General features: G+C 70.7%; 20 protein-coding genes. 10 read left to right on the top strand and 10 right to left on the bottom strand.

From position 1 onward, the window contains the following. Positions 1–139 precede the first annotated feature (139 nt). The 3 genes from OG257_RS24920 (at position 140) to OG257_RS24930 (ending at position 6,036) form a co-directional block, all read left to right on the top strand. Entirely contained in the window at positions 140–3,919 is a 3,780-nt protein-coding gene (locus tag OG257_RS24920) for an ABC transporter ATP-binding protein (protein ID WP_329210885.1), read from the top strand. 90 nt (positions 3,920–4,009) lie between these two features. Next, positions 4,010–4,474: a hypothetical protein gene (locus OG257_RS24925; protein ID WP_329210887.1), complete on the top strand. Its 465-nt coding sequence runs from the start codon at positions 4,010–4,012 to the stop codon at positions 4,472–4,474. A 77-nt stretch (positions 4,475–4,551) separates the two neighbouring features. Next, complete coding sequence (locus tag OG257_RS24930; RefSeq protein ID WP_329210889.1) at positions 4,552–6,036, top strand: S28 family serine protease; 1,485 nt, start codon at positions 4,552–4,554, stop codon at positions 6,034–6,036. 61 nt (positions 6,037–6,097) lie between these two features. On the opposite strand, the gene OG257_RS24935 is transcribed toward OG257_RS24930, so the two are convergent. The 3 genes from OG257_RS24935 to OG257_RS24945 all read right to left on the bottom strand — a co-directional run bounded on the left by OG257_RS24935 (position 6,098) and on the right by OG257_RS24945 (position 9,749). Then, the gene (locus tag OG257_RS24935) at positions 6,098–6,712 is read right to left on the bottom strand and encodes a hypothetical protein (protein WP_329210891.1); all 615 of its coding nucleotides are present in this window, start codon (positions 6,710–6,712) and stop codon (positions 6,098–6,100) included. A gap of 124 nt (positions 6,713–6,836) precedes the next feature. After that, positions 6,837–8,666, bottom strand: a complete 1,830-nt coding sequence (locus OG257_RS24940; protein ID WP_329210894.1) for a glycoside hydrolase family 3 protein — start codon at positions 8,664–8,666, stop codon at positions 6,837–6,839. Positions 8,667–8,840: 174 nt separating this feature from the next. Further along, positions 8,841–9,749 carry a LysR family transcriptional regulator gene (locus OG257_RS24945; RefSeq protein ID WP_329210897.1) on the bottom strand — a complete coding sequence of 303 codons (909 nt, stop codon included), beginning with the start codon at positions 9,747–9,749 and terminating at the stop codon, positions 8,841–8,843. Positions 9,750–9,845: 96 nt separating this feature from the next. On the opposite strand from OG257_RS24945, the gene OG257_RS24950 reads away from it, so the two are divergent. After that, entirely contained in the window at positions 9,846–10,745 is a 900-nt protein-coding gene (locus OG257_RS24950) for an EamA family transporter (protein WP_329210899.1), read from the top strand. Positions 10,746–10,780: 35 nt separating this feature from the next. Here the strand turns inward: OG257_RS24950 and OG257_RS24955 are convergent, their stop codons facing one another. Further along, on the bottom strand, positions 10,781–11,569 hold the full coding sequence (locus OG257_RS24955) for a sugar phosphate isomerase/epimerase family protein (protein ID WP_329210901.1): 789 nt from the start codon (positions 11,567–11,569) through the stop codon (positions 10,781–10,783). Positions 11,570–11,628: 59 nt separating this feature from the next. Then, positions 11,629–12,696, bottom strand: coding sequence for a LacI family DNA-binding transcriptional regulator (locus OG257_RS24960; protein WP_329210902.1), 1,068 nt, complete (start codon positions 12,694–12,696; stop codon positions 11,629–11,631). Between the two features lie 110 nt (positions 12,697–12,806). Here OG257_RS24960 and OG257_RS24965 point away from each other — a divergent pair, with 110 nt between their 5' ends. From OG257_RS24965 to OG257_RS24980, 4 genes are all read left to right on the top strand, one after another. After that, entirely contained in the window at positions 12,807–13,958 is a 1,152-nt protein-coding gene (locus OG257_RS24965; RefSeq protein ID WP_329210904.1) for a Gfo/Idh/MocA family protein, read from the top strand. Further along, entirely contained in the window at positions 13,955–15,097 is a 1,143-nt protein-coding gene (locus OG257_RS24970; RefSeq protein ID WP_329210906.1) for a dihydrodipicolinate synthase family protein, read from the top strand. The genes OG257_RS24965 and OG257_RS24970 overlap by 4 nt, the downstream gene beginning before the upstream one ends. Continuing rightward, positions 15,094–15,927 (top strand): sugar phosphate isomerase/epimerase family protein, encoded by an 834-nt coding sequence (locus tag OG257_RS24975; RefSeq protein ID WP_329210908.1) that lies wholly within the window; start codon positions 15,094–15,096, stop codon positions 15,925–15,927. The genes OG257_RS24970 and OG257_RS24975 overlap by 4 nt, the downstream gene beginning before the upstream one ends. Before the next feature lie 282 nt (positions 15,928–16,209). Beyond that, a complete protein-coding gene (locus tag OG257_RS24980) occupies positions 16,210–16,761 on the top strand; it encodes a hypothetical protein (protein ID WP_329210910.1) in 552 nt (183 codons plus the stop codon). 29 nt (positions 16,762–16,790) lie between these two features. Here the strand turns inward: OG257_RS24980 and OG257_RS24985 are convergent, their stop codons facing one another. After that, entirely contained in the window at positions 16,791–17,516 is a 726-nt protein-coding gene (locus tag OG257_RS24985) for a class I SAM-dependent methyltransferase (RefSeq protein WP_329210912.1), read from the bottom strand. A gap of 243 nt (positions 17,517–17,759) precedes the next feature. Next, positions 17,760–18,251 carry a DUF6584 family protein gene (locus OG257_RS24990; RefSeq protein WP_329210913.1) on the bottom strand — a complete coding sequence of 164 codons (492 nt, stop codon included), beginning with the start codon at positions 18,249–18,251 and terminating at the stop codon, positions 17,760–17,762. Between the two features lie 118 nt (positions 18,252–18,369). Between OG257_RS24990 and recD2 the strand changes: the two genes are divergently transcribed. Continuing rightward, positions 18,370–20,601: an SF1B family DNA helicase RecD2 gene (gene recD2 / locus OG257_RS24995; RefSeq protein ID WP_329210914.1), complete on the top strand. Its 2,232-nt coding sequence runs from the start codon at positions 18,370–18,372 to the stop codon at positions 20,599–20,601. Positions 20,602–20,798: 197 nt separating this feature from the next. Beyond that, complete coding sequence (locus OG257_RS25000) at positions 20,799–22,088, top strand: citrate synthase (protein WP_329210916.1); 1,290 nt, start codon at positions 20,799–20,801, stop codon at positions 22,086–22,088. A 506-nt stretch (positions 22,089–22,594) separates the two neighbouring features. Here the strand turns inward: OG257_RS25000 and OG257_RS25005 are convergent. The 3 genes from OG257_RS25005 to OG257_RS25015 form a co-directional block, all read right to left on the bottom strand. After that, on the bottom strand, positions 22,595–25,021 hold the full coding sequence (locus OG257_RS25005) for a heavy metal translocating P-type ATPase (RefSeq protein WP_329210918.1): 2,427 nt from the start codon (positions 25,019–25,021) through the stop codon (positions 22,595–22,597). Between the two features lie 152 nt (positions 25,022–25,173). Further along, positions 25,174–25,479, bottom strand: a complete 306-nt coding sequence (locus tag OG257_RS25010; protein ID WP_329210920.1) for a heavy-metal-associated domain-containing protein — start codon at positions 25,477–25,479, stop codon at positions 25,174–25,176. An 87-nt stretch (positions 25,480–25,566) separates the two neighbouring features. Continuing rightward, a complete protein-coding gene (locus OG257_RS25015) occupies positions 25,567–26,325 on the bottom strand; it encodes a TetR family transcriptional regulator (RefSeq protein WP_443054478.1) in 759 nt (252 codons plus the stop codon). Positions 26,326–26,332 lie beyond the last annotated feature (7 nt).

Consider the following 26,332-nt stretch of genomic DNA (forward strand, 5'->3'; position numbering starts at 1 on the left):
CCGGGTGGTCCTAGGACCACCCGAGTACCGTCTCCGACCATGGGCCGAGAATTGTTGCAGCGGGATGAAATCCGCAGCTGACCGCGTTGGTCACGTGCGGTAGGTCAGGTGGGACAGCGGGGCGGACTGGAGGCACGGGGTGGCGGGCACGAAGGAACAGGGCGCGGAGGAACAGGGCGCCGACCGACAGGGGTGGGGCCGGCGGCTGACCGGATACGCGTGGCGTTACCGGCGCAATGTCGTGCTGGCGCTCGGGTCGTCGCTCGCCGGTATGGCCGTGATGGCCCTCGTCCCGCTGATCACCAAGGTGATCATCGACGATGTCGTCGGCGACCACACCCGTTCCCTCGGCGTCTGGACCGGCTTCCTGATCGGCGCGGCCGTCCTCGTCTACGCCGCCACCTTCGTCCGCCGCTACTACGGCGGCCGGCTCGCCCTCGACGTACAGCACGACCTGCGTACCGAGATGTACACGACGATCACCCGGCTCGACGGGAAGCGGCAGGACGAGCTGTCGACCGGACAGGTCGTCGGGCGCGCCACCAGCGACCTGCAGCTGATCCAGGGACTCCTCTTCATGCTCCCGATGACCATCGGGAACATCCTGCTCTTCATCATCTCCCTGGTGATCATGGCGTGGCTGTCGCTGCCCCTGACCCTCATCGCCCTCGCCGTCGCCCCCGCCCTCTGGTTCATCGCCCGCCGCTCCCGCACCCGCCTCTTCCCCGCCACCTGGTACGCGCAGAGCCAGGCCGCCGCCGTCGCCGGAGTGGTGGACGGGGCCGTGTCCGGAGTCCGGGTCGTCAAGGGGTTCGGGCAGGAGGAGCAGGAGACGGGCAAGCTCCGCGAGGTCAGCCGCAGGCTCTTCGCCGGCCGGCTGCGCACCATCAGGCTGAACTCCCGCTACACCCCCGCCCTCCAGGCCGTCCCCGCGTTCGGCCAGGTCGCCATGCTGGCCCTCGGCGGCTGGCTCGCCACCCGCGGCGAGATCACCCTCGGTACGTTCGTCGCCTTCTCCACCTATCTCGCCCAGCTCGTCGGCCCCGTCCGGATGCTCGCCGTGGTCCTGACCGTCGGCCAGCAGGCACGGGCCGGTGTGGAGCGCGTCCTGGAGCTGATCGACACCGAACCGTCCATGCAGGACGGTACGAAGGAGCTCCCGGCCGACGCCCCCGCCCGCGTCGAGTTCGACGACGTGCGCTTCGGCTACGACGAGGAGCGCCCCGTACTCGACGGCTTCTCCCTCACCATCGAGCCCGGCGAGACGGTCGCCGTCGTCGGCGCCTCCGGCAGCGGCAAGTCCACCGTCTCGCTCCTGCTGCCCCGCTTCTACGACGTGACGCACGGCGCCGTCCTCGTCGGCGGTCACGACGTCCGTGAACTGACCCAGAACTCGCTCCGGGCCGCCATCGGGCTCGTACCGGAGGACAGCTTCCTCTTCTCCGACACGATCCGCGCCAACATCGCGTACGGATTCCCGGGGGCCACCCAGGAGCAGATCGAGCAGGCCGCCCGCACCGCCCAGGCCCACGGCTTCATCTCCGAGCTGCCCGAGGGGTACGACACCACGGTCGGCGAGCACGGGCTCACCCTCTCCGGCGGCCAGCGCCAGCGCGTCGCGCTCGCCCGCGCCATCCTCACCGACCCCCGGCTGCTCCTCCTCGACGACGCCACCTCCGCCGTCGACGCCCGGGTGGAGCACGAGATCCACGAGGCCCTGGCACAGGTCATGGCCGGTCGCACGACCCTGCTGATAGCGCACCGCCGCTCCACCCTCGGCCTCGCCGACCGCATCGCGGTCCTCGACCAGGGGCGGCTCGCCGACATCGGCACGCACGCGGAGCTGGAACAGCGCTCCGCGCTCTACCGCAGGCTCCTCACCGACCCCGACGAGCTGGGCGGCACCTCACCGGGCCACCAGCCCGTCATGACCGGGGTGCCCGAGGACGACGACCGCGCGCTCCAGGATGAACTGGAGGCCGAGTTCGACGCCGAGCGCGGCGTCACCCCCGAGCTGTGGATCCGCAAGGAGGAGCAGCGCGACACGGCCGCGGCCGGAATGCCCGCAACCCCCGAGCTCCTCGCCCAGGTCGACGCACTGCCGCCCGCCACGGACGCCCCGGGCATCGACGAGGCGAGCGCGGTCCGTCCCGAGGAGTCGTACGGGCTGCGCAGGCTGCTGCGCGGCTTCGGGCTCCCGCTGCTCGTGAGCCTGGCGCTGGTGGCCGTCGACGCGGGCATGGGCCTGCTCCTGCCCGTACTGATCCGGCACGGCATCGACGACGGCGTCACCAAGATGGCGCTCGGCGCGGTCTGGGCGGCGGCGGGACTCGGGCTGCTGGCCGTCCTCGTGCAGTGGGCGGCCCAGATCGGCGAGACCCGGATGACCGGGCGTACGGGCGAACGCGTCCTGTACTCGCTCCGCCTCAAGATCTTCGCGCAGCTCCAGCGGCTCGGCCTCGACTACTACGAGCGCGAGCTGACCGGCCGGATCATGACCCGGATGACGACGGACGTGGACGCGCTGTCCACCTTCCTCCAGACCGGTCTGGTCACGGCCTTCGTCTCCGTCGTCACCTTCTTCGGCATCACCGGCGTCCTGCTCGTCCTCGACGTCCAGCTGGCCCTGGTCGTCTTCGCGACGCTGCCGCTGCTGATCGTCGGCACGTTCTTCTTCCGCCGCAAGAGCGTCAAGGCGTACGAGCTCGCCCGGACACGCATCAGCGTCGTCAACGCCGACCTCCAGGAGTCCGTCTCCGGGCTGCGGATCGTGCAGGCGTTCCGGCGCGAGCAGGACGGCGCCGAGCAGTTCTCGGCCCGCAGCGACCACTACCGCCAGGCCCGGGTGCGCGGGCAGTGGCTGATCTCCGTGTACTTCCCGTTCGTGCAGCTGCTCGCCTCGGTCGCCGCGGCCGCCGTGCTGATCGTCGGCGCGGGCCGCGTCGACAACGGCACGCTCACCACGGGTGCGCTGGTCGCCTACCTCCTCTACATCGACCTGTTCTTCGCCCCCGTGCAGCAGCTGTCCCAGGTCTTCGACGGCTACCAGCAGGCCACGGTCTCCCTCGGCCGGATCCAGGAACTCCTGCGGGAGCCCACCTCCACGGCCGACCACGACGCGCCGCAGGACGTCTCCTCGCTGCGCGGCGAAATCGCCTTCGAGGACGTCTCCTTCGCCTACGGCGCCTTCGACGGAGAGAAGGGTGAGGAAGAGGCCCTCACAGGCATCGATCTGCGGATCCCGGCCGGTCAGACGGTCGCGTTCGTCGGCGAGACCGGCGCGGGCAAGTCCACGCTCGTCAAGCTCGTCGCCCGCTTCTACGACCCGACGAGCGGCCGGGTCACGGCGGACGGCACCGATCTGCGCGCACTCGACATGACGGCGTACCGGCACCGCCTCGGAGTCGTACCGCAGGAGGCCTACCTCTTCGCCGGTACGGTCCGCGACGCCATCGCCTACGGTCTGCCGGACGCCACCGACGCGCAGGTGGAGGCGGCGGCCAGGGGAGTCGGCGCGCACGACATGATCGCCACCCTGGAGGACGGCTATCTGCACGAGGTCGCCGAGCGCGGCCGCAACCTCTCGGCCGGCCAGCGCCAGCTGATCGCCCTCGCCCGCGCCGAGCTGGTCGACCCCGACATCCTCCTCCTCGACGAGGCGACCGCCTCCCTGGACCTCGCCAGCGAGGCGCTGGTCAACCAGGCCACCGACCGGCTGACCGGCCGCCGCACCACGCTCGTGGTGGCCCACCGGCTGACGACGGCCGCCCGCGCCGACCGGGTCGTGGTGATGGACCACGGCAGGGTCGCCGAGGACGGCACGCATGACGAACTGCTCGCCAGGGACGGGACGTACGCCCGGCTGTGGCGCACCTTCATAGGAGAGGACATAGGGGAGGACACACCGGCGGGTGTGTGACACCGTCCGGCCACTCCACCCGTTCCCGGAACCTTTCGGCCCGCCTCGGCGTCGTACGCACATACGTACATGTGTCTGGCGAGGCTCGGAATGTTCGATGGAACAGACGGAACAGGTGGGGTGGACGGGGTGGTGGGACCGCTGAGGTCGTCGAGACCGTCGGGAGGACCCGCCGGGAGACGCGCGGCGGTCCTCCTGTTCGTCCTGCCGCTGCTCGGAGCCGTCGGGCTGGTGCTCGGCACCTCGGGCAGCTCCCCGGCGCACGCCGCCGCGGCCTGCTCCGGACGGCTGGTCAAGACGGTGGCGTTCTCCACCGGCTCCCTGCGCGTCTACGAGAGCCGCGCCTACGCGTGCGCCGTCACCGTCGCCAACAAGCCCGGTGCGCGCCGCGACATGCGCGTGTCCCTGCAGCCGCGCGGCGGCCGGGCGGCCGTCGACAGCGGCAGGTTCACCAAGCTGGCCGGTCCCGTCACGGTCCACGCTCTCAACCGCTGCGTCCGCGCGTCCGGTTCCATCGCGGGCAAATCGGCATCCACTGGATGGATCCTGTGCTGACGCACAACTGGGTCTGGCGTTGCAGGTGTTACCCCGGCTAGGTTCGCGGCGACTGTCGTGAATCAAGGGGAGGGTGCATGCGCAAGGCGCTCAGAGGGGTCCTGTCGCTCGCGGTGCTCATAGGCACAGTGAGTGCGACGGGTGCCTCGGCCGGTGCGGCCACCGCCGCGGAACCGACCGCGAAGCAGAGCAGCGGCTCGACCAGCAGCAGCGAGAGCAGCAGCGAGGACATCAAGGACCGCATCCTGGCCATCCCGGGCATGAGTCTGATCGAGGAGAAGCCGTACCCCGGGTACCGCTACTTCGTCCTCAACTACACCCAGCCGATCGACCACAAGAGGCCGTCCAAGGGCACGTTCCAGCAGCGCATCACCCTGCTGCACAAGGACACGAGCCGCCCGACGGTCTTCTTCACCAGCGGCTACAACGTCTCGACCAACCCCAGCCGCAGCGAGCCGACGCAGATCATCGACGGCAACCAGGTCTCGCTGGAGTACCGCTTCTTCACCCCGTCCCGCCCCGCGCCGGCGGACTGGTCGAAGCTCGACATCTGGCAGGCCGCCAGTGACCAGCACCGCGTCTTCACCGCGCTGAAGAAGATCTACTCCGAGAACTGGCTGACCACCGGCGGCTCCAAGGGCGGCATGACCGCCACCTACTTCGAGCGCTTCTACCCGAAGGACATGGACGGCGTCGTCGCCTATGTCGCGCCCAACGACGTGGTCAACAACGAGGACTCGGCGTACGACCGCTTCCTCGCCCGCGTCGGCACCAAGGAGTGCCGCGACCGGCTCTCCGGTGTCCAGCGCGAGGCCCTCGTCCGGCGTGAGCCGCTGGAGAAGAAGTACGAGGCGTACGCCGCCGAGAACGGCTACACCTTCACCACCGTGGGCTCGCTCGACAAGGCGTACGAAGCCGTCGTCATGGACTACGTCTGGGCGTTCTGGCAGTACAGCCTGCTCGCCGACTGCGAGGCCATCCCGGCCGACGCCGCCAAGGCGACCGACCAGGAGATCTGGGACTCGATCGACGCCATCGCCGGCTTCTCGGCCTATGCCGACCAGGGCCTGGGGACGTACACGCCGTACTACTACCAGGCGGGCACACAGCTCGGATCGCCCGACATCAGGCAGCCGTGGCTCGGCAACCTGAGCCGGTACGGCTACCAGCCGCCGCGCAACTTCGTACCGCGCGACATCTCCATGAAGTTCCAGCCGTCGGCGATGCGGGACATCGACAGCTGGGTCAGGAACAACGCCCGGCACATGCTGTACGTCTACGGGGAGAACGACCCGTGGGGTGCCGAGCCCTTCCGCCTCGGCAGGGGGGCGCGTGACAGCTACGTCTACACCGTGCCGGGCGGCAACCACGGCTCCAAGGTCGCCGGTCTCGTCGCCGACGAGAAGGCGAACGCCACCGCGGCCATCCTGCGCTGGGCCGGAGTGGCCCCCGCGGCCGTCGAGGCCGACCCGGCGAAGGCGAAGCCGCTCGCGAAGTTCGACGCGCGTCTGGACAAGCGCGACGCCGAGCTCGAGCGGAACCTCGGCACGCTGCGGCCGTAGTCGGGCAGCGGTGAGGCAGTAGTCCGGCCGATACGCCGACGTGGGCTGTGCGCACCGGGGTTCACACCCGGCGCGCGCAGCCCACCGGCGTTTCCCCGCCCAACTGCACGAAGAGATCAGTCGTGTCCGGGCACAGACCGCGCCGCTCCACCGCGGAGCCGACCTCGAACTCCGGTGGCCGCTCACCCGATCCGTCGCAGGCCGTCTCCCTGACCTCGCCCTTGCGCGAGCCGTAGACGCAGTCCCCGACGACCGTCAGGGGGCCTCCGCCCTGCCCGGGATCGCCCGGATGCGGGGACTCCAGATTGCGCATGCACGCGTACCCGCCGGGCACGGCGGGCTCCTGGGAGGGGCCGCTCCGCGAGATGTGCAGCACGAAATCGGTCGAGGGCGGGCAGGCCGGACCCTCCGGAGGCGCACCCGTGTGCCGGGCCAGTACCCGTGCCGCCGCCTTCTCGCTGCGGCACGACACCTCACGGACCACGTCCCCGCGCGAACTGCAGTCGGCGGGGCCCAGGAACACCACCCCGTAGCCGGACGGCGCGGTACTGTCCCGCAGCCCGTCGGCCCCGGGCCCCGACGCGCCGCCCACGGGCTGCTGACAGGCACTCAGGGACAGCGCCGCGAGTGCGGACAGCAGGACGCGCAGGACCCCCGGGACACGGTGCTCGTACATGGTCGACCCCCCGTTACGTCCGTGAAGACGTACACCCAGCGTGACCCGCAGGAGCGGGTACACGCCAGGCGAGCGGGGGGCTTTGCGCTCTTCGGTGTCGGTACGCCTAGGGTGCGGCGTACGTCTAGTACGACAGTCCGTAGCCGACCGGGTACAGCGCCTGTGCCGGGACGTCCGCACGCTGCACCGGGACCGGCAGCTTGCCCCGGGGCTCGGCCCGCCCCGCGATCACCCGGGCGGCTGCCCGGAGTTCGACGTCCGTCCAGGAGTACGCGGCGAGGCTCGCGGCGTAACCGGTGCCGGCCAGCTGGGCGATGTCGTACGGGTTGCGGATCGCGACGGTGATCACCGGGACCCCGGTCGCCGCGAGGGCCGCCACGAGGGTGCGCTGGGAGCTCGTCGCGGTGACGTTGTACGTCCCCACGACCACGGCGTCCTTGCCCTGCGCGGCGGCCACCGCTTCGGCGATCTTCGCCGGGGCGGGAGCGGTGCCGGTGGACAGGGCGGTGGCCGTGTACCCCAGCTCCTCGAACGCCGCGGCGAGCGTCGTGGTCGGTGGTCCGGTCGTGCCCGACGGGGAGGCGGGATCGGCGCCGACCACGAGCAGGTTCCGGTGGGAGCGGCGCGAGAGCGGCAGCAGCGAACCGGTGTTGGCGAGCAGCGTGGTCGTGCGCTCGGCGATCCGGTCGGCGGCGGCGAGATGGGTACGGATGCCCACCGTGCGGTCCACGCCCCGGTGGGTGACGTAGGGGTCCCGGAACAGGCCCAGCTTCGACTTCAGCCGCAGGATGCGCAGGATCGATTCCTCGATGCGGGCCTCGCTGATCTCGCCGTTCCGCACGGCGCCGAGGACGGCATTCCACGCCACGGAGAGGTTCGGCGGGTTGAGCAGCTGGTCGACGCCTGCCTGCAGGGCGAGCACGGGGACGCGTTCGTCGCCGTACTTCGTGCGCACGCCCTCCATGCCGAGCGAGTCGGTCACCACGACACCGTCGTAGCCGAGCTCCTCGCGCAGGATGCCGGTGAGGATCGGCCGGGACAGGGTGGCCGGATCCTCCGAGGGGTCCAGGGCGGGCACCACGATGTGGGCCGTCATGATCGAGTCGATGCCCGCGGCGACGGCCGCCCGGAACGGCGGGGCGTCGAGCTCCGCCCACTGCTCGCGGGTGTGGTGGATGTAGGGCAGGCCCGTGTGGCTGTCGGTGCTGGTGTCGCCGTGGCCGGGGAAGTGCTTGGCCGTGGAGGCGATTCCGGAGCTCTGGTAGCCCTTCACCTGCGCGGCGACCAGGCCGGCCACCGACTCCGGGTCGGAGCCGAAGGAGCGTACGCCGATGACCGGGTTGGCCGGGTTGACGTTGACGTCAGCGTCCGGCGCGTAGTTCTGGTTGATGCCGAGCGCGGCCAGCTCGGCCCCCGCGATCCGGCCGGCCGTGCGCGCGTCGGAGCGCGAGCCGCCCGCGCCCAGCGCCATCGCGCCGGGCATCAGGGTGGCGGGCTCACCGACGCGGCAGACGATCCCGTGCTCCTGGTCCGTGGAGACGAGGAGCGGCAGGGGAGTGGGCCCGGCGAGCCCGGCGCGCTGGATGCCGTTGGACAGGTCGGCGATCTGGTGCGGGTCGCGGGTGTTGTGCGCCCAGGCGAAGTAGATGATGCCGCCGACGTGGTACGTGGAGATCAGCTCGGCCGCGGTGCGCACACCGATCTCGGCGAGGTTGGCGTCGATGTCCGCCTGGTCGGGTGCGGTGGCGGAGTGCCCGTACACCCGCATCACGAAGAGCTGGCCGACCTTCTCCTCCAGGCTCATCCGGGCGATGAGCCGCTTGAGGCGGCTGTCCGTGGAGGTGCCCGTGGATGCCTGGGCGGCCCCGGGAGCGGCGGCGACGCCCGTCGCTGCCGCGGCGACGGTGGCCGCGGTGGCGGTGAGAAGAGTGCGTCTGGAGGTGCGGTGGTGCACGTGAGCTCCTTCCGGTGCTGAAAGAAACTTCCAAGAAGGTACGGATATATGGAAAGTAACTACCAGTCAAGAGGACCACCCGATAAAGGCAGTGACACGCGGGAGGACGGGTGGACATGCCCGGACATGGCCCACACCCGTGCCGTGCGGCGGCAAGCCGCGTCCAGGCGACGGCTACGTCAGCCCCGCCCCCGCGCCGTGGCCCTGAAGTGCCGCCACCGCAGCGGTGATCGCCGGTCGCCGTGCCGCCTCCGTGCGCCACAGCGCGTACAGCCGCCGCACCGGTACGGGATCCAGCCGCACCTCCACCACGCCGGGCGGGAGCGGCCCCCGCCCCAGCCGCGGAATCATCGCCACGCCGAGCCCCGCGGCGACCAGGGCCAGCTGGGTGTGGTTCTCCTCGGCCCGGTGGCGGATGTCCGGCTCGTACCCCGCAGCCCGCAACGTCCGTACGAGCCAGTCGTGGCACACCGTGCCGGGCGGCTGGCACACCCACCGCTCCCTGGCCAGCTCCTCGCGCCGCACCGCCGTCCGCCCGGTGAGCGCGTGCCCCTCCGGCACCAGCAGATCGCACCGGTCGTCGCCGATGACCGCCTGCGCCACCCCCTCCGGAGCGGGCAGCGGCGCGATGTCCCAGTCGTGCGCCACGGCGAGATCGATCACGCCCTTCGCCACCAGATCGACCGAGAGGTGCGGGTCGACCTCGGTGAGCCGGGCGTCCAGCGAGGGGTGCTCCTGCTGCAGCCGCGCCAGCACGCCGGGCAGCAGCCCCCGCGCCGCGGACGCGAACGCGCCGATCGACAACCGCCCCGTCGGCAGCCCCCTGCGCTCCTCCAGCGTCGTCTCCGCCTGCTCCACGATGGCCAGCAACTGCTGTGCCGTGGCCGCGAGATGGAGCGCGTCCTCGGTGAGCGCCACCCCGCGCCCGCGCCGCTCGAGAAGAGTCGTCCTGGTCTCCCGTTCCAGCTTGGTGATCTGCTGGGAGACCGCCGAGGCCGTGTAGCCGAGCGCGGCGGCCGCGCCCGCGACGGAGCCGTGGACGGAGACGGCGTGCAGGGCGCGCAGCCGGGACAGATCGAGCACGGGAACCTCCCGGGAGCGAAGCATGAGCAGCGCTTAATCCAATCATGAAGAAATCCGCGCTGGTGCTACACGGTCCCCGCATCCGATCCTCGGTGCATGCGTCCCCTCCACATCGCCCTGGCCGCGCTCGTCGCCGCCGTCTGGGGTGTGAACTTCGTCGTCATCGAGGTCGGCCTCGCCCACTTCCCGCCCCTGCTCTTCTCCGCCCTGCGCTTCCTCGTCGCCGCACTGCCGGCCGTGTTCCTCGTCGGGCGGCCCACTGTCGCGTGGAAGTGGATCATCGGCGTGGGCCTCGTCCTCGGGGTGGCCAAGTTCGGGCTGCTCTTCATCGGCATGGACCGAGGCATGCCCGCCGGGCTCTCCTCCCTCGTCCTCCAGGTCCAGGCGGTCTTCACCGCCCTGTTCGCGGCCCTGGCGCTCGGCGAACGGCCGGGCAGGGTACGAGTGCTGGGGATGGGCGTGGCCCTCGCGGGCATCGGGGTCGCGGCCGTCGACGAGGGGGCGGGCGGGCCCGTGCTCGCCTTCGTCCTGGTCGTGGCGGCGGCAGCCTGCTGGGGCGTGTCGAACGTCCTCACCCGCAAGGCCGCCCCGTCGGACTCCCTCAACTTCATGGTGTGGGTGTCGACGGTGCCCGTACTGCCGCTGCTCGGCCTGTCCCTGCTCATCGAGGGACCGGACCGCGACGCCGAGGCCCTCGCGGCACTCGACTGGAGCGGCGTCGGCATCATCGTCTACGTCGCCTGGATCACCACGGTCTTCGGCTTCGGGGCATGGGGCTTCCTCCTCCGCCACCACCCGGCATCGTCCGTGGCCCCGTTCACCCTGCTCGTGCCGGTCTTCGGCATGTCCTCCGCCGCACTGTTCCTCGGCGAATCGGTGAGCCCGCTGCGATGGTGTGCGGCGGCGCTGCTGGTCGGCGGAGTGGCACTGACGTCCCTGGCGGGGCGGCGCGCGACCGCGCCGCAGGCGCCGGAGGCGCAGGCGGTCCGCGTCTGAGGCCGGCTGCTCCGGGGCGGGCGCCGGCCCGACGGCTACTGCTTCGGTGCGCCCAGCCGCAGCAGGTACTCCCGCGCCGCGGCCAGCAGGCCCGGCAGCTCCGGTGCGCCGGGGTGCCAGCGCTTCTCGTACTCCCAGCAGACCCAGCTGTCGGCATCCAGCGTGTCCAGGCAGGCCCTCAGCGGCAGCACGCCGTCCCCGAGGGCCAGCGGTGCGGTGTCCTCGGCCGACGCGATGTCCTTCACCTGGACGTATCCCAGGTGCGGGGCGAGCACCGCATGGCTGGCCACCGGCTCCTCGCCCGCCAGCCAGGTGTGCATGATGTCCCAGATCGCGCCGATCTGCCCGTGCCCGACGGTCCCCACCACACGGGCCACATCGGCCCCGGCGCGGTGCGAGTCGTGTGTCTCCAGCAGGATCCGTACGCCCATGTCGGCGGCGTGCGGAGCCGCGGCGCCCAGCCGCCGGGCGGCGGTCGCGTCGGCCTCGGCGGGCTCCTGTCCACCGCCGCCGGGGAACACGCGGACGTTCGCCGCCCCCAGGTCGCGGGCCAGTTCCACCAGCCCGGCGAGCTCGGCCAGCACCGGCTCGTCGTCACCCTCGGCGGCGATCCGTACATACCCGGCGAGGGTCAGGATCTCGACCCCGCCGTTCTTGAACTCCTCCACCACGGAGGCCCGTTCGAGCGGCGTGAGCCCCAGGTGCACGGGCTCCTCGGGGTGGGTGCGCAGTTCCACACCCTGGTACCCGTGCCCGGCGGCGAGGCGTACCACCTCGGCCACGGGCAGCCCCGGCACCCCGAGAGTCGAAAAAGCGAGCTTCACGATGTAGTCCTTCCGTCGATGCCGGGCTGATCGGTACCCCCGTTTCCGCGAGGGAATCCTCACCCCACCCGCGGCGGCGCTGTCGAGCCGCGGACCATCAGTTCCGCCGCAATCGTCGCTATGCCGCCGGCCGGCGGCTTCTCCTTGCCCATCGCCAGCCGGCCCGCGCGTGCCCCGGCCTCGAACAGCGGCAGCCGTACGGTCGTCAGCGCCGGTACCGCGTCCACCGAGAACGGCAGATCGTCGAAGCCCGCCACCGAGACGTCCTCGGGGATGCGCAGCCCGCGGTCCCGGATCGCCGCACCGGCACCCAGTGCCACGGTGTCGTTGGCGGCGACGACGGCCGTCACATCCGGTTCCCTGCGCAGGAGTTCGAGCGTGGCTTCGTAGCCGGACCGGCGGTCGTACGGGCCGTGGACGGTGAGCCGCTCCTCGTCCCCGTACAGCCCCGCCGCCTTCATCGCCTCGCGGTGGCCCTCGAGGCGGTGCCGTGTGGTGGTGCGCTCCAGCGGCCCCGCGACGTACCCGATGCGCCGGTGGCCGAGCGAGACGAGGTGCTCGGTGAGCCGCCGGCCGCCGCCCCGGTTGTCGAAGGCGAGCGAGGCCACGACCGCGTCGGTGTCCGGCAGCGGCGGCCGCCCGCAGAACACGATGCGGGTACCGGCGTCCGCGAGTTTCGCCAGCTTGACGGCCATCGCGGCCTGGTGGGCCGGGTCCTCCAGGGCGCCACCGGTCAGGACGACCGCTGCGGCGCGCTGGCGCTGGAGCAGGGTCAGGTAGGTGAGTTCACGCTCGGGGGAGCCGCCGGTGTTGCAGACGACGGCGAGCTTCTCGCCGCCCCCGCGGCCCGATCCGTCGCCGGGTCCGCCGATCTCGGTCTGTGCGGCCCCCGCCATGATCCCGAAGAAGGGGTCGGCGATGTCGTTGACCAGGATCCCGACCAGGTCGGACGTCGAGGCGGCGAGCGAACTGGCGGGGCCGTTCAGTACGTAGTCGAGGTCGTCGACCGCACGCAGGACCCGCTCCCGGGTGGACGCGGCCACCGGGTAGTTGCCGTTCAGCACGCGGGACACGGTGGCCGGGGACACCCGGGCGCGAGCCGCCACGTCCGCCAGGGTGACTGTCATCGCTCTCCTCCGAGGAGTTGTGGCGCGGCCCCTCTTGTCCGGGCCGCTGTCGGCAGGCTAGCGTCATACCAAATAGAAAGCGCTTGCTACGGCTTTATGGAGGGAACTTCGTGACACGCAGGACAGTGCGCATCGCCATGAACGGCGTCACGGGTCGCATGGGATACCGGCAGCACCTGGTGCGCTCGATCCTCGCGATCCGCGAGCAGGGCGGCCTCGACCTCGGCGACGGCGAGGTGCTGTGGCCCGAGCCCGTCCTCGTCGGCCGCCGCGCCCACGCGCTGGAGGCACTCGCCGCACAGCACGGTCTGACCGAGTGGTCGACCGACCTGGACGCGGTACTCGCCGACGAATCGATCGACATCTACTTCGACGCCCAGGTCACCTCGGCCCGCGTCGAGGCGATCAAGAAGGCGATCGCCGCGGGCAAGCACATCTACACCGAGAAGCCCACCGCCACGGACGTCGAGGGCGCCCTGGACCTGGCCCGCCTCGCCCGCGACGCCGGAATCAAGCACGGCGTCGTCCAGGACAAGATCTTCCTGCCGGGCCTGCTGAAGCTGAAGCGCCTCATCGACGGCGGCTTCTTCGGCGAGATCCTCTCCGTGCGCGGCGAGTTCGGCTACTGGGTGTTCGAAGGCGACTGGCAGGAGGCCCAGCGGCCGTCCTGGAACTACCGCGCGGAGGACGGCGGCGGCATCGTCGTCGACATGTTCCCGCACTGGGAGTACGTGCTGCACGAGCTGTTCGGCCAGGTCACGAGCGTGTCCGCGCACGTGCAGACACACATTCCGCAGCGCTGGGACGAGCAGGGCAAGCCCTACGCCGCCACCGCCGACGACGCCGCGTACGGCACCTTCCAGCTGGCGAGCGGTGCCGTCGCCCAGATCAACTCCTCCTGGACGGTCCGCGTCAACCGCGACGAGCTCGTCGAGTTCCAAGTCGACGGCACCCACGGCTCCGCCGTCGCCGGACTGCGCAACTGCCGCGTCCAGCACCGCTCGGCCACGCCGAAGCCGGTCTGGAACCCCGACCTCCCGGTCACCGAGCCGTTCCGCGACCAGTGGCAGGAAGTCCCCGACAACGCCGTCTTCGACAACGGCTTCAAGGCCCAGTGGGAGCTCTTCCTGCGCCACATCGTGCTCGACGAGCCCTACACCTGGGACCTGATGGCCGGCGCCCGCGGTGTCCAGCTCGCCGAGCTCGGCCTCAAGTCGTCCGCCGAGGGCCGCCGCTTCGACGTGCCGGAGCTGAGCCTGTGACCATCCACCTCCCGCAGGGCCCGTACGAGCCGCGCAGCACCCCGCTCGACCTCGCACCGGGCGGCGCGGCGCTCGCCTCCCGTACGGTCTTCTCGGCCGCCCACGTCGTCGCCGACCCGTACGCCGACGTCAGCCCCGACGCTCCCGCCGTCGTCGACTGGGACGCCACCCTCGCCTTCCGCCGCCACCTCTGGTCGCACGGCCTGGGCGTCGCCGAAGCGATGGACACCGCGCAGCGAGGCATGGGCCTGGACTGGGCGGGCGCCGCGGAACTGATCCGCCGGTCCTCCGCCGAGGCGAAGTCGGTCGGCGGCAGGATCGCCTGCGGTGTCGGCACCGACCAGCTCACCGGCCCCGCGACGCTCGCAGAGGTGCGTGCGGCGTACGAGGAGCAACTGGCCCTCGTCGAGGAGAGCGGAGCCCAGGCCATCCTGATGGCCTCCCGCGCGCTGGCCGCCGCGGCGAAGGGACCCGAGGACTACCTGGAGACGTACGCCCATCTCCTGCGCCAGGCCACGGAACCGGTCGTCCTGCACTGGCTCGGCCCCATGTTCGACCCCGCGCTGGAGGGCTACTGGGGCTCCCCGGACCTCGACGCGGCCACGGACACCTTCCTGAAGGTCATCGCTGAACACCCGGACAAGGTCGACGGCATCAAGATCTCGCTCCTGGACGCCGAGCGCGAGATCGACGTCCGGCGCCGTCTTCCCAGCGGGGTGCGCTGCTACACCGGCGACGACTTCAACTACCCCGAGCTGATCGCCGGCGACGACCGGGGCTTCAGCCACGCGCTGCTCGGCATCTTCGACCCGCTGGGCCCTCTGGCCGCCCACGCGGTACGGGTCCTGGACACCGGGGACGTCGAGGGCTTCCGCGCCCTTCTCGACCCGACGGTCGAGCTGTCCCGCCACCTCTTCGAGGCCCCGACCCGCTACTACAAGACCGGCGTGGTCTTCCTCGCCTGGCTGGCGGGCCACCAGGACCACTTCACGATGGTCGGCGGCCTGCAGTCCGCACGCTCGCTGCCGCACCTGGCGACGGCGTACGAACTCGCCGACCGCCTCGGCCTGTTCCCCGACCCGGAGCTGGCCGAAACCCGGATGCGCGCCTTGCTGGCCGTCCACGGAGGAGCACGATGAGCACCGCCCTTTCCCGCCTCTCCATCAACCAGGAGACCATCAAGCAGTGGTCCCTGCCCGAGCTCACCGAGGGCTGCGTCAAGGCGGGCATCGGACAGGTCGGCCTGTGGCGGGCCCCCGTACAGGAGTACGGGGTCGAGCGCGCCGCACAACTGGTGAAGGACGCGGGCCTCACCGTCACCAGCCTCTGCCGGGGCGGCTTCCTCACCGCGGTCGACCCCGCCGAGCAGGCCCGCGCCCTGGACGACAACCGGGCGGCGGTCGACGAGGCCGCGGCCCTGTCCACCGACACCCTGGTCCTGGTCTCCGGCGGACTCCCGTCCGGAGAGAAGGACCTGTACGCCGCCCGGGAGCGGATCGCCGACGCCCTGGGCGAGTTGGGCCCGTACGCGCAGGAGCGGGGCGTACGGCTGGCGATCGAGCCGCTGCACCCGATGTTCGCCTCGGACCGCTGCGTCGTCTCCACCCTGTCCCAGGCCCTCGACCTCGCAGAGCGCTTTCCGGCCGAGCAGGTCGGCGTGGTCGTCGACGCGTACCACATCTGGTGGGACGACCAGGCTCCCGCACAGATCGCCCGGGCGGGCGCGGGCGGCCGGATCCACTCCTTCCAGCTGGCCGACTGGATCACTCCGCTTCCGGCGGGCGTCCTGGTGGGCCGGGGCCAACTGGGCGACGGGTGCGTGGACTTCAGGGCCATGCGCCGGCAGGTCGAGGCCACCGGCTTCGACGGCCCGATCGAGGTCGAGATCTTCAACGAGGACCTGTGGGCGCGTGACGGCGCCGAGGTGCTGGCGGAGGTCGCTTCCCGCTACCTGGAACATGCCTGCTGAGAGCGTGTCCGGCGGACATTGGTAAAGAGAACGTCAAGGCGTGCAACCTTTACGCACCTTGCCCGGTCGTACTCAGCGTCGGGACTTCCGGGGAGGGGTCCGGGGGGATCGGGAAGACCCGACGGAGGGGGACAGCGAGGGGGGTCCGGCCTGGTGGCCGGGCCCCATTCCGCTTTTACGGGACGCAGGCTTCCCGGAACGCCGGCTTCCCGGAACGACGGCGCCGCGGCGGAGGCCCGTCGCCTGTCTGGCAGGATCGCCGAAATGGCGAAGGATTCACCAGTGACCTACAGAAGCGTCGGCGCGCTCCTCCACGAGACCGGCATGGTGTCCGCGGAGAAGATGCACAGCGTCCTCGAAGGACTTGCCGCCTACGCGGACGACGAGCTGGCCCCCGCCGAGGCGGCCGGTGCCTTGGTGGAATTCGGTGCGGCGGTCTCGGTGCACGTCGACGACATCGACTCCATCTATGAGGACTACGCACCCCTGCTGGCAGGCGCCGCCGAGGTCGCGGGCGGCAGAGTCACCGTCACCGACGTCCGGATCGTCAAGGGCGAAGGCGGATTCGAGGGTGGCGGCCGCTGTGATCTTCTGGAGTTCGAGAGGAACGGCACGCTCGTCTCCCTCGTGGCCGAGCACTTCTCGGAGGACTACTACGACCATGAGACGGCCTACCTGGCCATCAGGGAGACCGCCCATGACGACGACCCCCGGTCATGGCGCAACGTCGACTTCGCGCGGGAGCCGGGCTCCATCCACGACAGCATCATCGTCCTGGCCACGCCCGCGCAGGGCGAAGCGCTCACCGAGCATCTGGGTCTGACGCTTCTCTGAGTGGGCGCGCGGCCGGTCCGCCGGGACAGTCAACGGGCCTTCCTGAACAGCGCGGTCCAGAGGAACTCCTCGCCGAAACAAGGGGAGTCGGCCGGTTCGTCCCGCATCCGGCGCAGTTCGACCTCCGTCAGTTCGGAGAAGATCCAGCGCAGCGACTCCGGCGTGTAGGCGAGCCCGCCCTGGAGTCCCGCCTCACGGTAGAAGTCCGCGTCCGGCAGCTCGGAGCCCATCGCACCCGAGGCGAAGCAGCTGAGGGACAGGTGCCCGCCGGGGGCGAGGACACGGTCCACGAACGCGAGGTAGCTGACGCGGCGGTGGGGCGGCAGGTGGTGGAAGCAGCCGGAGTCGTGGACCAGGTCGTACGGCCCGGCCGGTGCGTCCTCGGCGAAGGCGTCTCCGCAGTGGAAGCGGATGTCCGCCCCGGCCTCATGGGCCCGCTCCCCGGCCCAGGCGATGGCCCCGGGCGACAGATCGACCGCGTCCACCTCGAAGCCCCGCGAGGCGAGGTGCAGCGCGTTGCGCCCCGGCCCGCAGCCGAGGTCGAGCGCCCGGCCCGGGGCGACCAGGCCCCGGTCGAGGTACGAGACGAGGCTCTCGTCCGGCTTCGCCACGAAGAACGGCACGGGCTTCGACCGGTCCGCGTAGAACCCGTCCCACCATGTGCCCGCCCCACCGGTCCACCGGTCGGCCCCCGGTGCGAACAGGCTGTCCATGAGCTTCAGTACGTCGTCCACCGAGCGTATGTTCCGGTCCATCCGGACCCCCTTCCCGAGGCCCCAATTCTAGGCGGAGTTGCTGCATCATCCCAGGTCAGAGCCGTTTGGTGATGAGTCCTGACGGGCGGCTGCGCGCCTTTCGCGAGAGGGTCGGGCGGCAGGGGCGGGGGAAGGGCGGGAGCGCTCCGGGCGGCCCTCCCGAGGGCCTGGACGGGGCACTGGGCGGGGTGCCCGGATGTGTTTCTCGAACAATTCCCGGCGCCGGGCCGGGGCGTGCCGGGCTCAGTCGAACAGGTCGACCAGCCCGTTCACCCAGACCGCCACGAGGAGGAACGTCCCCGCACACCCCGCGACACGGCGCATGCCGCCCGTGTCAGGCTCCTCCTCCTCGCCGGTGAAGGTGTCCCAGTCGACGGCACGGCCCAGCGACTCCGCACAGGCGGCACGGACAGCGGTCAACTGCGCTTCGGCGAAAGCGGATCCGGCCAGCGATTCATGCCCCCGCCAGGCCAGTGCGCGCATGCGCCGGGCAGGCTCGCCGTACCGGTCCTCGAAGGCGGCCGTCTCCACCGGATCGCGGTCCTCCTCCAGGTACATCCACCGTCCCGCCTGCTCCGGTTCGCCGTACAGCCGGTAGATCTCCGCCAGGCGCCGGCGTACCTCCGCACTCGCGGGGTAGGCCTGGACGAGCCCGCGAAGCCGGGTGCGGGCCATGGGTATGCGTCCGGCGGCGAGGTCGGCGTCCGCGCGCGCCAGGGTGTCGGTCAGTGCCATGCGCACATCATCGGCCACCGGGCGCGGTCCGCCGAACGGTTAACCACGCCCCCCCGGCCGCCCGCAGGAGGGCGACCGGCCCCGTCCGGCTGTCGGCGCCGACCGGTAACGTCGTCGTATGTCCAACATGGCTGTCCTCGAAGGGGTCCTGGAGAGGATCACGTACGCCAACGAGGAGAACGGGTACACGGTCGCGCGCGTCGACACAGGGCGCGGAGCCAACGACCTGCTCACCGTCGTCGGTTCGCTGCTCGGCGCGCAGCCCGGCGAATCACTGCGCATGGAGGGCCGTTGGGGCTCCCATCCGCAGTTCGGGAAACAGTTCACCGTCGAGAACTACACGACGATCCTCCCCGCCACGATCCAGGGCATCCGCCGCTACCTCGGCTCCGGCCTGATCAAGGGCATCGGACCGGTGATGGCCGACCGCATCACCACGCACTTCGGCGTCGACACCCTGGACATCATCGAGCAGCAGCCCAAGAGGCTCGTCGAGGTGCCCGGCCTCGGCCCGAAGCGGACGAAGATGATCGCCGCGGCCTGGGAGGAACAGAAGGCGATCAAGGAGGTCATGGTCTTCCTGCAGACCGTGGGCGTCTCGACCTCCATCGCCGTCCGTATCTACAAGAAGTACGGGGACGCCTCGATCTCCGTCGTGAAGAACCAGCCCTACCGGCTGGCCGCCGACGTCTGGGGCATCGGTTTCCTCACCGCCGACCGCATCGCCCAGGCCGTCGGCATTCCGCACGACAGTCCGGAGCGGGTCAAGGCCGGACTCCAGTACGCGCTGTCGCAGTCCACGGACCAGGGGCACTGCTTCCTGCCCGAGGAGCGGCTCATCGCGGATGGGGTGAAGCTCCTCCAGGTGGACACCGGGCTCGTCATCGACTGTCTCGCCGAGCTCGCCGAGGACCCGGAGGGCGTCGTACGGGAGAAGGTGCCTGGCCCCGAGGACGGGGTGCCCGTCACCGCTGTGTACCTGGTGCCCTTCCACCGCGCCGAGATCTCCCTCGCCGCCCAGGTGCAGCGCCTGCTGCGTACGCCGGAGGACCGGATGCCGGCCTTCCAGGACGTGGACTGGGAGAAGGCGCTGGCCTGGCTCGCGCAGCGCACGGGGGCCACTCTGGCACCGGAGCAGGAGGCGGCCGTCCGGCTCGCGCTCAGCCGGAAGGTGGCCGTCCTCACCGGCGGTCCCGGCTGCGGCAAGTCGTTCACGGTCCGGTCGGTCGTCGAGCTGGCCCGCGCCAAGAACGCGAAGGTGGTGCTGGCCGCACCCACCGGGCGGGCGGCGAAGCGGCTCTCGGAGCTGACGGGCGCGGAGGCGTCCACCGTGCACCGGCTGCTGGAGCTGAAGCCGGGCGGGGACGCCGCGTACGACCGCGACCGGCCGCTGGACGCCGACCTGGTCGTCGTCGACGAGGCCTCGATGCTCGATCTGCTGCTGGCCAACAAACTCGTGAAGGCGGTGGCACCCGGTGCCCATCTCCTGCTGGTGGGCGATGTCGACCAGCTGCCCTCGGTCGGCGCCGGGGAGGTGCTGCGGGATCTGCTCGCCGAGGGCGGCCCGGTGCCGGCCGTCCGCCTGACCACGATCTTCCGTCAGGCCCAGCAGTCCGGCGTCGTCACCAACGCCCACCGGATCAATTCGGGGGTGCCCCCGCTGACCGAGGGGCTGAGCGACTTCTTCCTCTTCGTGGAGGACGAGACGGAGGACGCCGGGGTGCTCGCCGTGGACGTCGCGGCACGCCGCATCCCCGCCAAGTTCGGCCTGAACCCCCGCCGTGACGTGCAGGTTCTCGCCCCGATGCACCGCGGCCCCGCGGGTGCGGGCCATCTCAACGGGCTGCTCCAGCAGGCCATCACGCCCGGCCGCCCCGATCTGCCCGAGAAGCGGTTCGGCGGCCGGGTCTTCCGGGTCGGCGACAAGGTCACCCAGATCCGCAACAACTACGACAAGGGGGAGAACGGCGTCTTCAACGGCACGGTCGGCGTCGTCACCGCCCTCGACGTCGACGAGCAGAAGCTGACGGTCCTCACGGACGAGGACGAGGAGATTCCGTACGATTTCGACGAGCTCGACGAGCTCGCCCACGCCTACGCGATGACGATCCACCGCTCCCAGGGCAGCGAGTACCCGGCGGTCGTCATCCCCGTGACCACCAGTGCCTGGATGATGCTGCAGAGGAATCTGCTGTACACGGCGGTGACACGGGCCAAGAAGCTTGTCGTGCTGGTCGGTTCACGCAAGGCCATCGGCCAGGCGGTCCGCACGGTTTCCGCAGGCAGGCGCTGTACGGGGCTGGATTTCCGGCTCCGTGGGGTGCCCGTCGCAGACTTCGCGGAAAAATGATCGATCAAAACGGTGGGAAACATCACGGAGGCCTTCCGGAACCGGATTCCAGGGGGCAGGATGAGTAAGTTGGCGGCACTCAGTGCCGTCAGTAGGTCCAATGGACGACCCCGAGTGCACTCTCCTGAGCCAAATGGGGGAGGGTGGAGACAGTCAGGGCACCTCGAAGAAGAGGCACTACGTCGGTGAGGGATGACGTGAGCGACAACTCTGTAGTACTGCGGTACGGCGATGACGAGTACACCTACCCGGTGATCGACAGCACCGTCGGCGACAAGGGCTTCGACATCGGGAAGCTCCGGGCCAATACGGGCCTGGTCACGCTGGACAGCGGATACGGCAATACGGCCGCGTATAAATCCGCCATCACCTACCTCGACGGCGAGCAGGGCATCCTGCGGTACCGCGGATACCCGATCGAGCAGCTCGCGGAGAGCTCGACGTTCATCGAGGTCGCCTACACGCTGATCAACGGTGAGCTTCCGAAGGTCGACGAGCTGTCGGACTTCAAGAACGAGATCACCCAGCACACGCTGCTGCACGAGGACGTCAAGCGGTTCTTCGACGGCTTCCCGCGCGACGCCCACCCGATGGCCATGCTGTCCTCGGTCGTCAGCGCGCTGTCCACGTTCTACCAGGACAGCCACAACCCGTTCGACGAGGAGCAGCGCCACCTCTCGACGATCCGGCTGCTGGCCAAGCTCCCGACGATCGCGGCGTACGCGTACAAGAAGTCGATCGGTCACCCGTTCGTCTACCCGCGCAACGACCTCGGCTACGTCGAGAACTTCCTGCGCATGACCTTCTCGGTCCCCGCCCAGGAGTACGTGCCGGACCCGGTCGTCGTCTCGGCGCTGGAGAAGCTGCTCATCCTGCACGCGGACCACGAGCAGAACTGTTCGACCTCCACCGTGCGTCTGGTCGGCTCCTCGCAGGCGAACATGTTCGCCTCGATCTCCGCCGGTATCTCGGCCCTGTGGGGACCGCTGCACGGTGGCGCCAACCAGTCGGTGCTGGAGATGCTCGAGGGCATCCAGGCCAACGGCGGCGACGTCGACTCCTTCATCCGCAAGGTGAAGAACAAGGAGGACGGCGTCCGGCTGATGGGCTTCGGCCACCGCGTCTACAAGTCCTTCGACCCCCGCGCCACGATCATCAAGGCCGCGGCGCACGACGTGCTCTCCTCGCTCGGCAAGTCCGACGAGCTGCTCGACATCGCGCTCAAGCTGGAGGAGCACGCGCTCTCCGACGAGTACTTCGTCTCGCGCAACCTCTACCCCAACGTGGACTTCTACACGGGTCTGATCTACCGGGCCATGGGCTTCCCGAGCGAGATGTTCACCGTGCTCTTCGCGATCGGCCGGCTCCCCGGCTGGATCGCCCAGTGGCACGAGATGATCAAGGAGCCGGGATCCCGCATCGGCCGCCCGCGCCAGATCTACACCGGCGAGGTCCTGCGCGACTTCGTCCCGGTCGAGAGTCGCTGAATCCGGCTCCCGCACCTGCTGCAGTACCCGGCCGCATCGGCCGACTGCCTTCGCCCCGCGTGCCGCGCTCGCTGATCAGAGCGCGGTGTCCGGGGCGTTTCGGCGTTCCTGGGGGCCTTGCGACGGCGCCACGAGGCTGCCGGAGTGCGAGAAACGCCCCGCCGCCGATCCCCCCACGGGTCGACGGACAGGGCGCTTCCCATATCCCGGAGCGGATTCCCCCCACGGGATCCGGCCGGGCGTCTGCAGGGAGCCGAGGCTCCCGTTGTTTGGCTGGTGGTGCGTATTCAGTTCGGTCCTGCTGTGCGGTCTGCCGGGGTACGTACGAACGGGAGGGCCGCTCAAAGCTCCCCGGTGCACGTGCCCCGGCCAACGCTTGCCAGGAGCGTCCCCCAAGACACTCCACTGGACGTCCCCCAAGACATCCTTGGCATCGCACTCTTAGACTCACCAACCCATCAGATGGTTACCCTCGAATCGGTGTGATCTAAGTCTCTTTGTGGAAATTACGTGAAGGAGCGCAACCGCAGACTGTTCGTCACGACGAAGACCGACGAAAACGCCATTGCCGCACCTGCGATCATGGGGCTGAGCAGCCCGAACGCAGCCAGAGGCAGCGCGGCAACGTTGTAGCCGAAGGCCCAGAAGAGGTTGCTTCTGATGGTCGACAGCGTACGCCGTGACAGCCGGATGGCGTCAGCGGCCACCTTAATATCTCCACGAACGAGTGTGAGGTCGCCGGCCTCGATCGCCGCATCCGTCCCGGTACCCATCGACAGACCCAGATCGGCCACGGCGAGCGCGGCGGCGTCGTTGACCCCGTCACCGACCATGGCGACGGAACGCCCCTCGGCCTGGAGGCGCCGGACGACCTCCACCTTGTCCTGCGGCATGACCTCCGCATGGACCTCGTCGATCCCGACCGCGCGTGCCACGGCGTCCGCGACGGCACGGTTGTCGCCGGTCAGCAGAATCGGCCGGAGGCCCAGGGCGCGCAGCTCCGCGACGGCCGCTGCACTGCTCTCCTTCACCGCGTCGGCGACCTCCAGCACGCCCCGCGCCTCGCCGTCCCAGGCGACGGCGACTGCCGTACGGCCCTGGCTCGCGGCGTCCGCCATGGCGTCGGCCAGCGGCTGTGTGAGCGCGATCCCGGCGTCGGTGAGCAGCCTCGTGCGGCCCGCCAGCACCTGGTGTCCTTCGACGGTGCCGCGTACCCCGAGGCCGGGGATTCCGGTGAAGGACTCGGGGGAGGGGAGGGGGGCCGCGGTGCGGTCGGCCGCTCCGGCGGCGATGGCCTGCGCGATGGGGTGTTCGGAGGCGTGTTCGATGGCGCCCGCAAGGCGGAGGACGTCGGCCTCGGTCGTGCCGACGGCGGTGTGGACGCGCCCGAGGGTCATCCGGCCGGTGGTGACGGTGCCGGTCTTGTCGAGGACGATCGTGTCGACGCGGCGGGTGGTCTCCAGGACTTCGGGGCCCTTGATGAGGATGCCGAGCTGGGCGCCGCGCCCGGTGCCGACCATGAGGGCGGTGGGCGTGGCGAGCCCCAGGGCGCAGGGGCAGGCGATGATGAGGACGGCGACGGCCGCGGTGAACGACGCGGTGATGTCGTCGGTGGCGAGCAGCCAGGCGACGAGGGTACCCAGGGCGATCAGCAGGACGACGGGGACGAAGACCGCCGAGATCCGGTCGGCGAGGCGCTGGGCCGCCGCCTTGCCGTTCTGGGCGTCCTCGACGAGCTTGGCGATCCGGGCCAGCTGGGTGTCCGCGCCGACGCGGGTGGCTTCGACCACGAGCCGTCCGGACACGTTGAGCGTGGCTCCGGCCACGGAGTCGCCCGTGGCGGTGTCCACCGGTACCGACTCACCGGTGAGCATCGAGGCGTCGACGGCGGAGAACCCCTCGACGACGGTGCCGTCCGTGGCGATCTTCTCGCCGGGGCGGACGACGAAGAGGTCGCCCACGGCGAGCCGGCCGACGGGGACGCGTACCTCCGTACCCCCGCGCAGGACTGTCACGTCCTTCGCGCCCAGGTGCATCAGTGCACGCAGGGCGGAACCCGCAGCCCGCTTGGACCGTGCCTCCAGGTAGCGGCCCAGCAGGATGAAACCGATGACCCCGGACGCCACCTCCAGGTAGATCGTGGAGGCGGGGTCGGAGCGGGAGACGGTGGCGTCGAACCCGTGCCGCATGTCCGGCATGCCGGCGTCGCCGAAGAACAGCGCCCACAGCGACCAGCCGAACGCCGCGAGGGTGCCCACCGACACCAGGGTGTCCATCGTCGCGGCACCGTGCCGGAGGTTGGTCCAGGTGGCGCGGTGGAAGGGCAGCCCGCCCCAGACGACGACCGGGGCGGCGAGGGTGAGGGAGAGCCACTGCCAGTTGTCGAACTGGAGCGCGGGAACCATGGCCATCAGGACGACCGGTACGGCGAGTGTCGCCGACACCAGCAGACGCTGGCGGAGCGCGGCGAGAGCTTCGGCGGCCGTTCGGTCGGCCGCGTCCTGGGCGCCTTCGCGATCCCGGTCCGCCGCCCCGGTTTCCTGGCCCGGCGCGGCTGCCGGCGCCTCCCCGTCGTGCGAGGCTTCCCCACCCCGCGCGGGGTCCTCGCCCTGCGCGTGTTCCCCGTCGTGCACGGGTTCCCCGCTCCGGGAGTCCGGGGCGGCCTGAGGCGGCTCGGGGGCCGGACGGGGTACGGGCTGCGCCGTGTAGCCCGTCTTCTCGACCGTGGCGACGAGGTCGTCGAGCGCGGTTCCGGCGCCGAAGGAGACGCGGGCCTTCTCCGTCGCGTAGTTGACCGTGGCGGTGACACCGTCCATGCGGTTGAGCTTCTTCTCGACGCGGGCCGCGCAGGAGGCGCAGGTCATCCCGCCGATCGTGAGCTCGGCCTCGGAGGTCTCCGCGGCCGGGGCCGCGGCTGCTGTGGTGCTCGCCATGTCCGGACTCCTGGGTAAAGCAGGTCGGGCCGCTCCCTACCAGTATCTGCCGCATCTGGTGAGGGAATCGGCCCGAGGGGAATTGGTGCGTGGTGCGGTCCGGTGGAGGACCTGTTCCAAGGATGCCGCAGGCCGCTCGGGCCCCGGATCGCTCAGGCCAGGCCCACGAGCTCGTAGCCCGCCTCGTCGACGGCGGCGCGCACCGCGTCCTCGGTCAGCGGGGCCCTGGAGGCGACGGTCACCCGGCCGGTGGAGGCCTCGGCCTTCACCGAGGTGACGTCCTCGATCCCGGAGATCTCCTCGGAGACGGCTCCTTCGCAGTGGCCGCAGGTCATGCCCTTCACCTCGTACACGGTGGTGACGCCGCCCACCTGGACGTCGGCCGCCCCGTCGTGGCAGGAACCGGTGGACGAGCAGCAGGAGCCGGCGGTCCGGGGGATCTCGGTCTCGGCGGTCATGACGTTCTCCTCTTCGCGAGCACACATGGACGTGGCGTGAGGGGACACCGGAAGGCCGGTTCGCCCCACCCGTCCCAGACTATACCCCTAGGGGGTATCAATCGGCGCGGGTGTCGTCCCCGTGGGCCCCTCGCAGACCAGTGGATCCAGGTAGCGGTACATCACCGTCTTCAACTCCCTGATGTACGCCTCCCGTTCGTCTCCCTCGTGGGACATGATCAGGTCAAGTCCGGACTTGAAGAGGACGAAGGACATGGCGGCGATGCGGGTGACCTGGTCGGCCTGGAGCTCCGGCAGGTAGGCGCCGATGAGCTGCTCGACCCTGGTGGCCATCGTGGCGTGCAGGATGTCGTGCTCCTGGGTGATCACGCCGGGGATCTCGGAGCCGTGGGTGAGGACGGCGAAGGCCGGGTTCTCGCAGTTGAAGGCGATCAGCGGGTCGAGGATCGCGTCCAGCATCCGGTCGAGGGGGAGCTCCATGTGGCTGGGGACGAACGCGGCGCCGTACGTCTCGCGCCAGCGGTGCATGAGCCGGTCGCCGAGCTCGACGGCGATGGCCTCCTTGTTGGGGAAGAACTGGTAGAGCGTGCCGGGTGAGACGCCGGCCTCGCGGGCGATGGCGTTGGTGCTGGCGCCGTAGTAGCCGCTGGTGCAGAAGACGCTCGCTGCGGCATCGAGCAGCTGGGCGATGCGGGCCTCGCCGCGTGCCTGGCGGCGGCGCGGCCGGGCGGCCCCGGCCTCCTTGGCGCTCTGTGCGGGCGAGGTGGCCTCTCCGGCCCTGGCCTCCGACACGGTCAATCCCCAGCTTTCAAGACGCGGTTGACAAACACGAGCACCCGCTCGCATTCTTGGG

This window comes from Streptomyces sp. NBC_00683, assembly GCF_036226745.1.
In the GTDB taxonomy this organism is placed as follows: domain Bacteria; phylum Actinomycetota; class Actinomycetes; order Streptomycetales; family Streptomycetaceae; genus Streptomyces.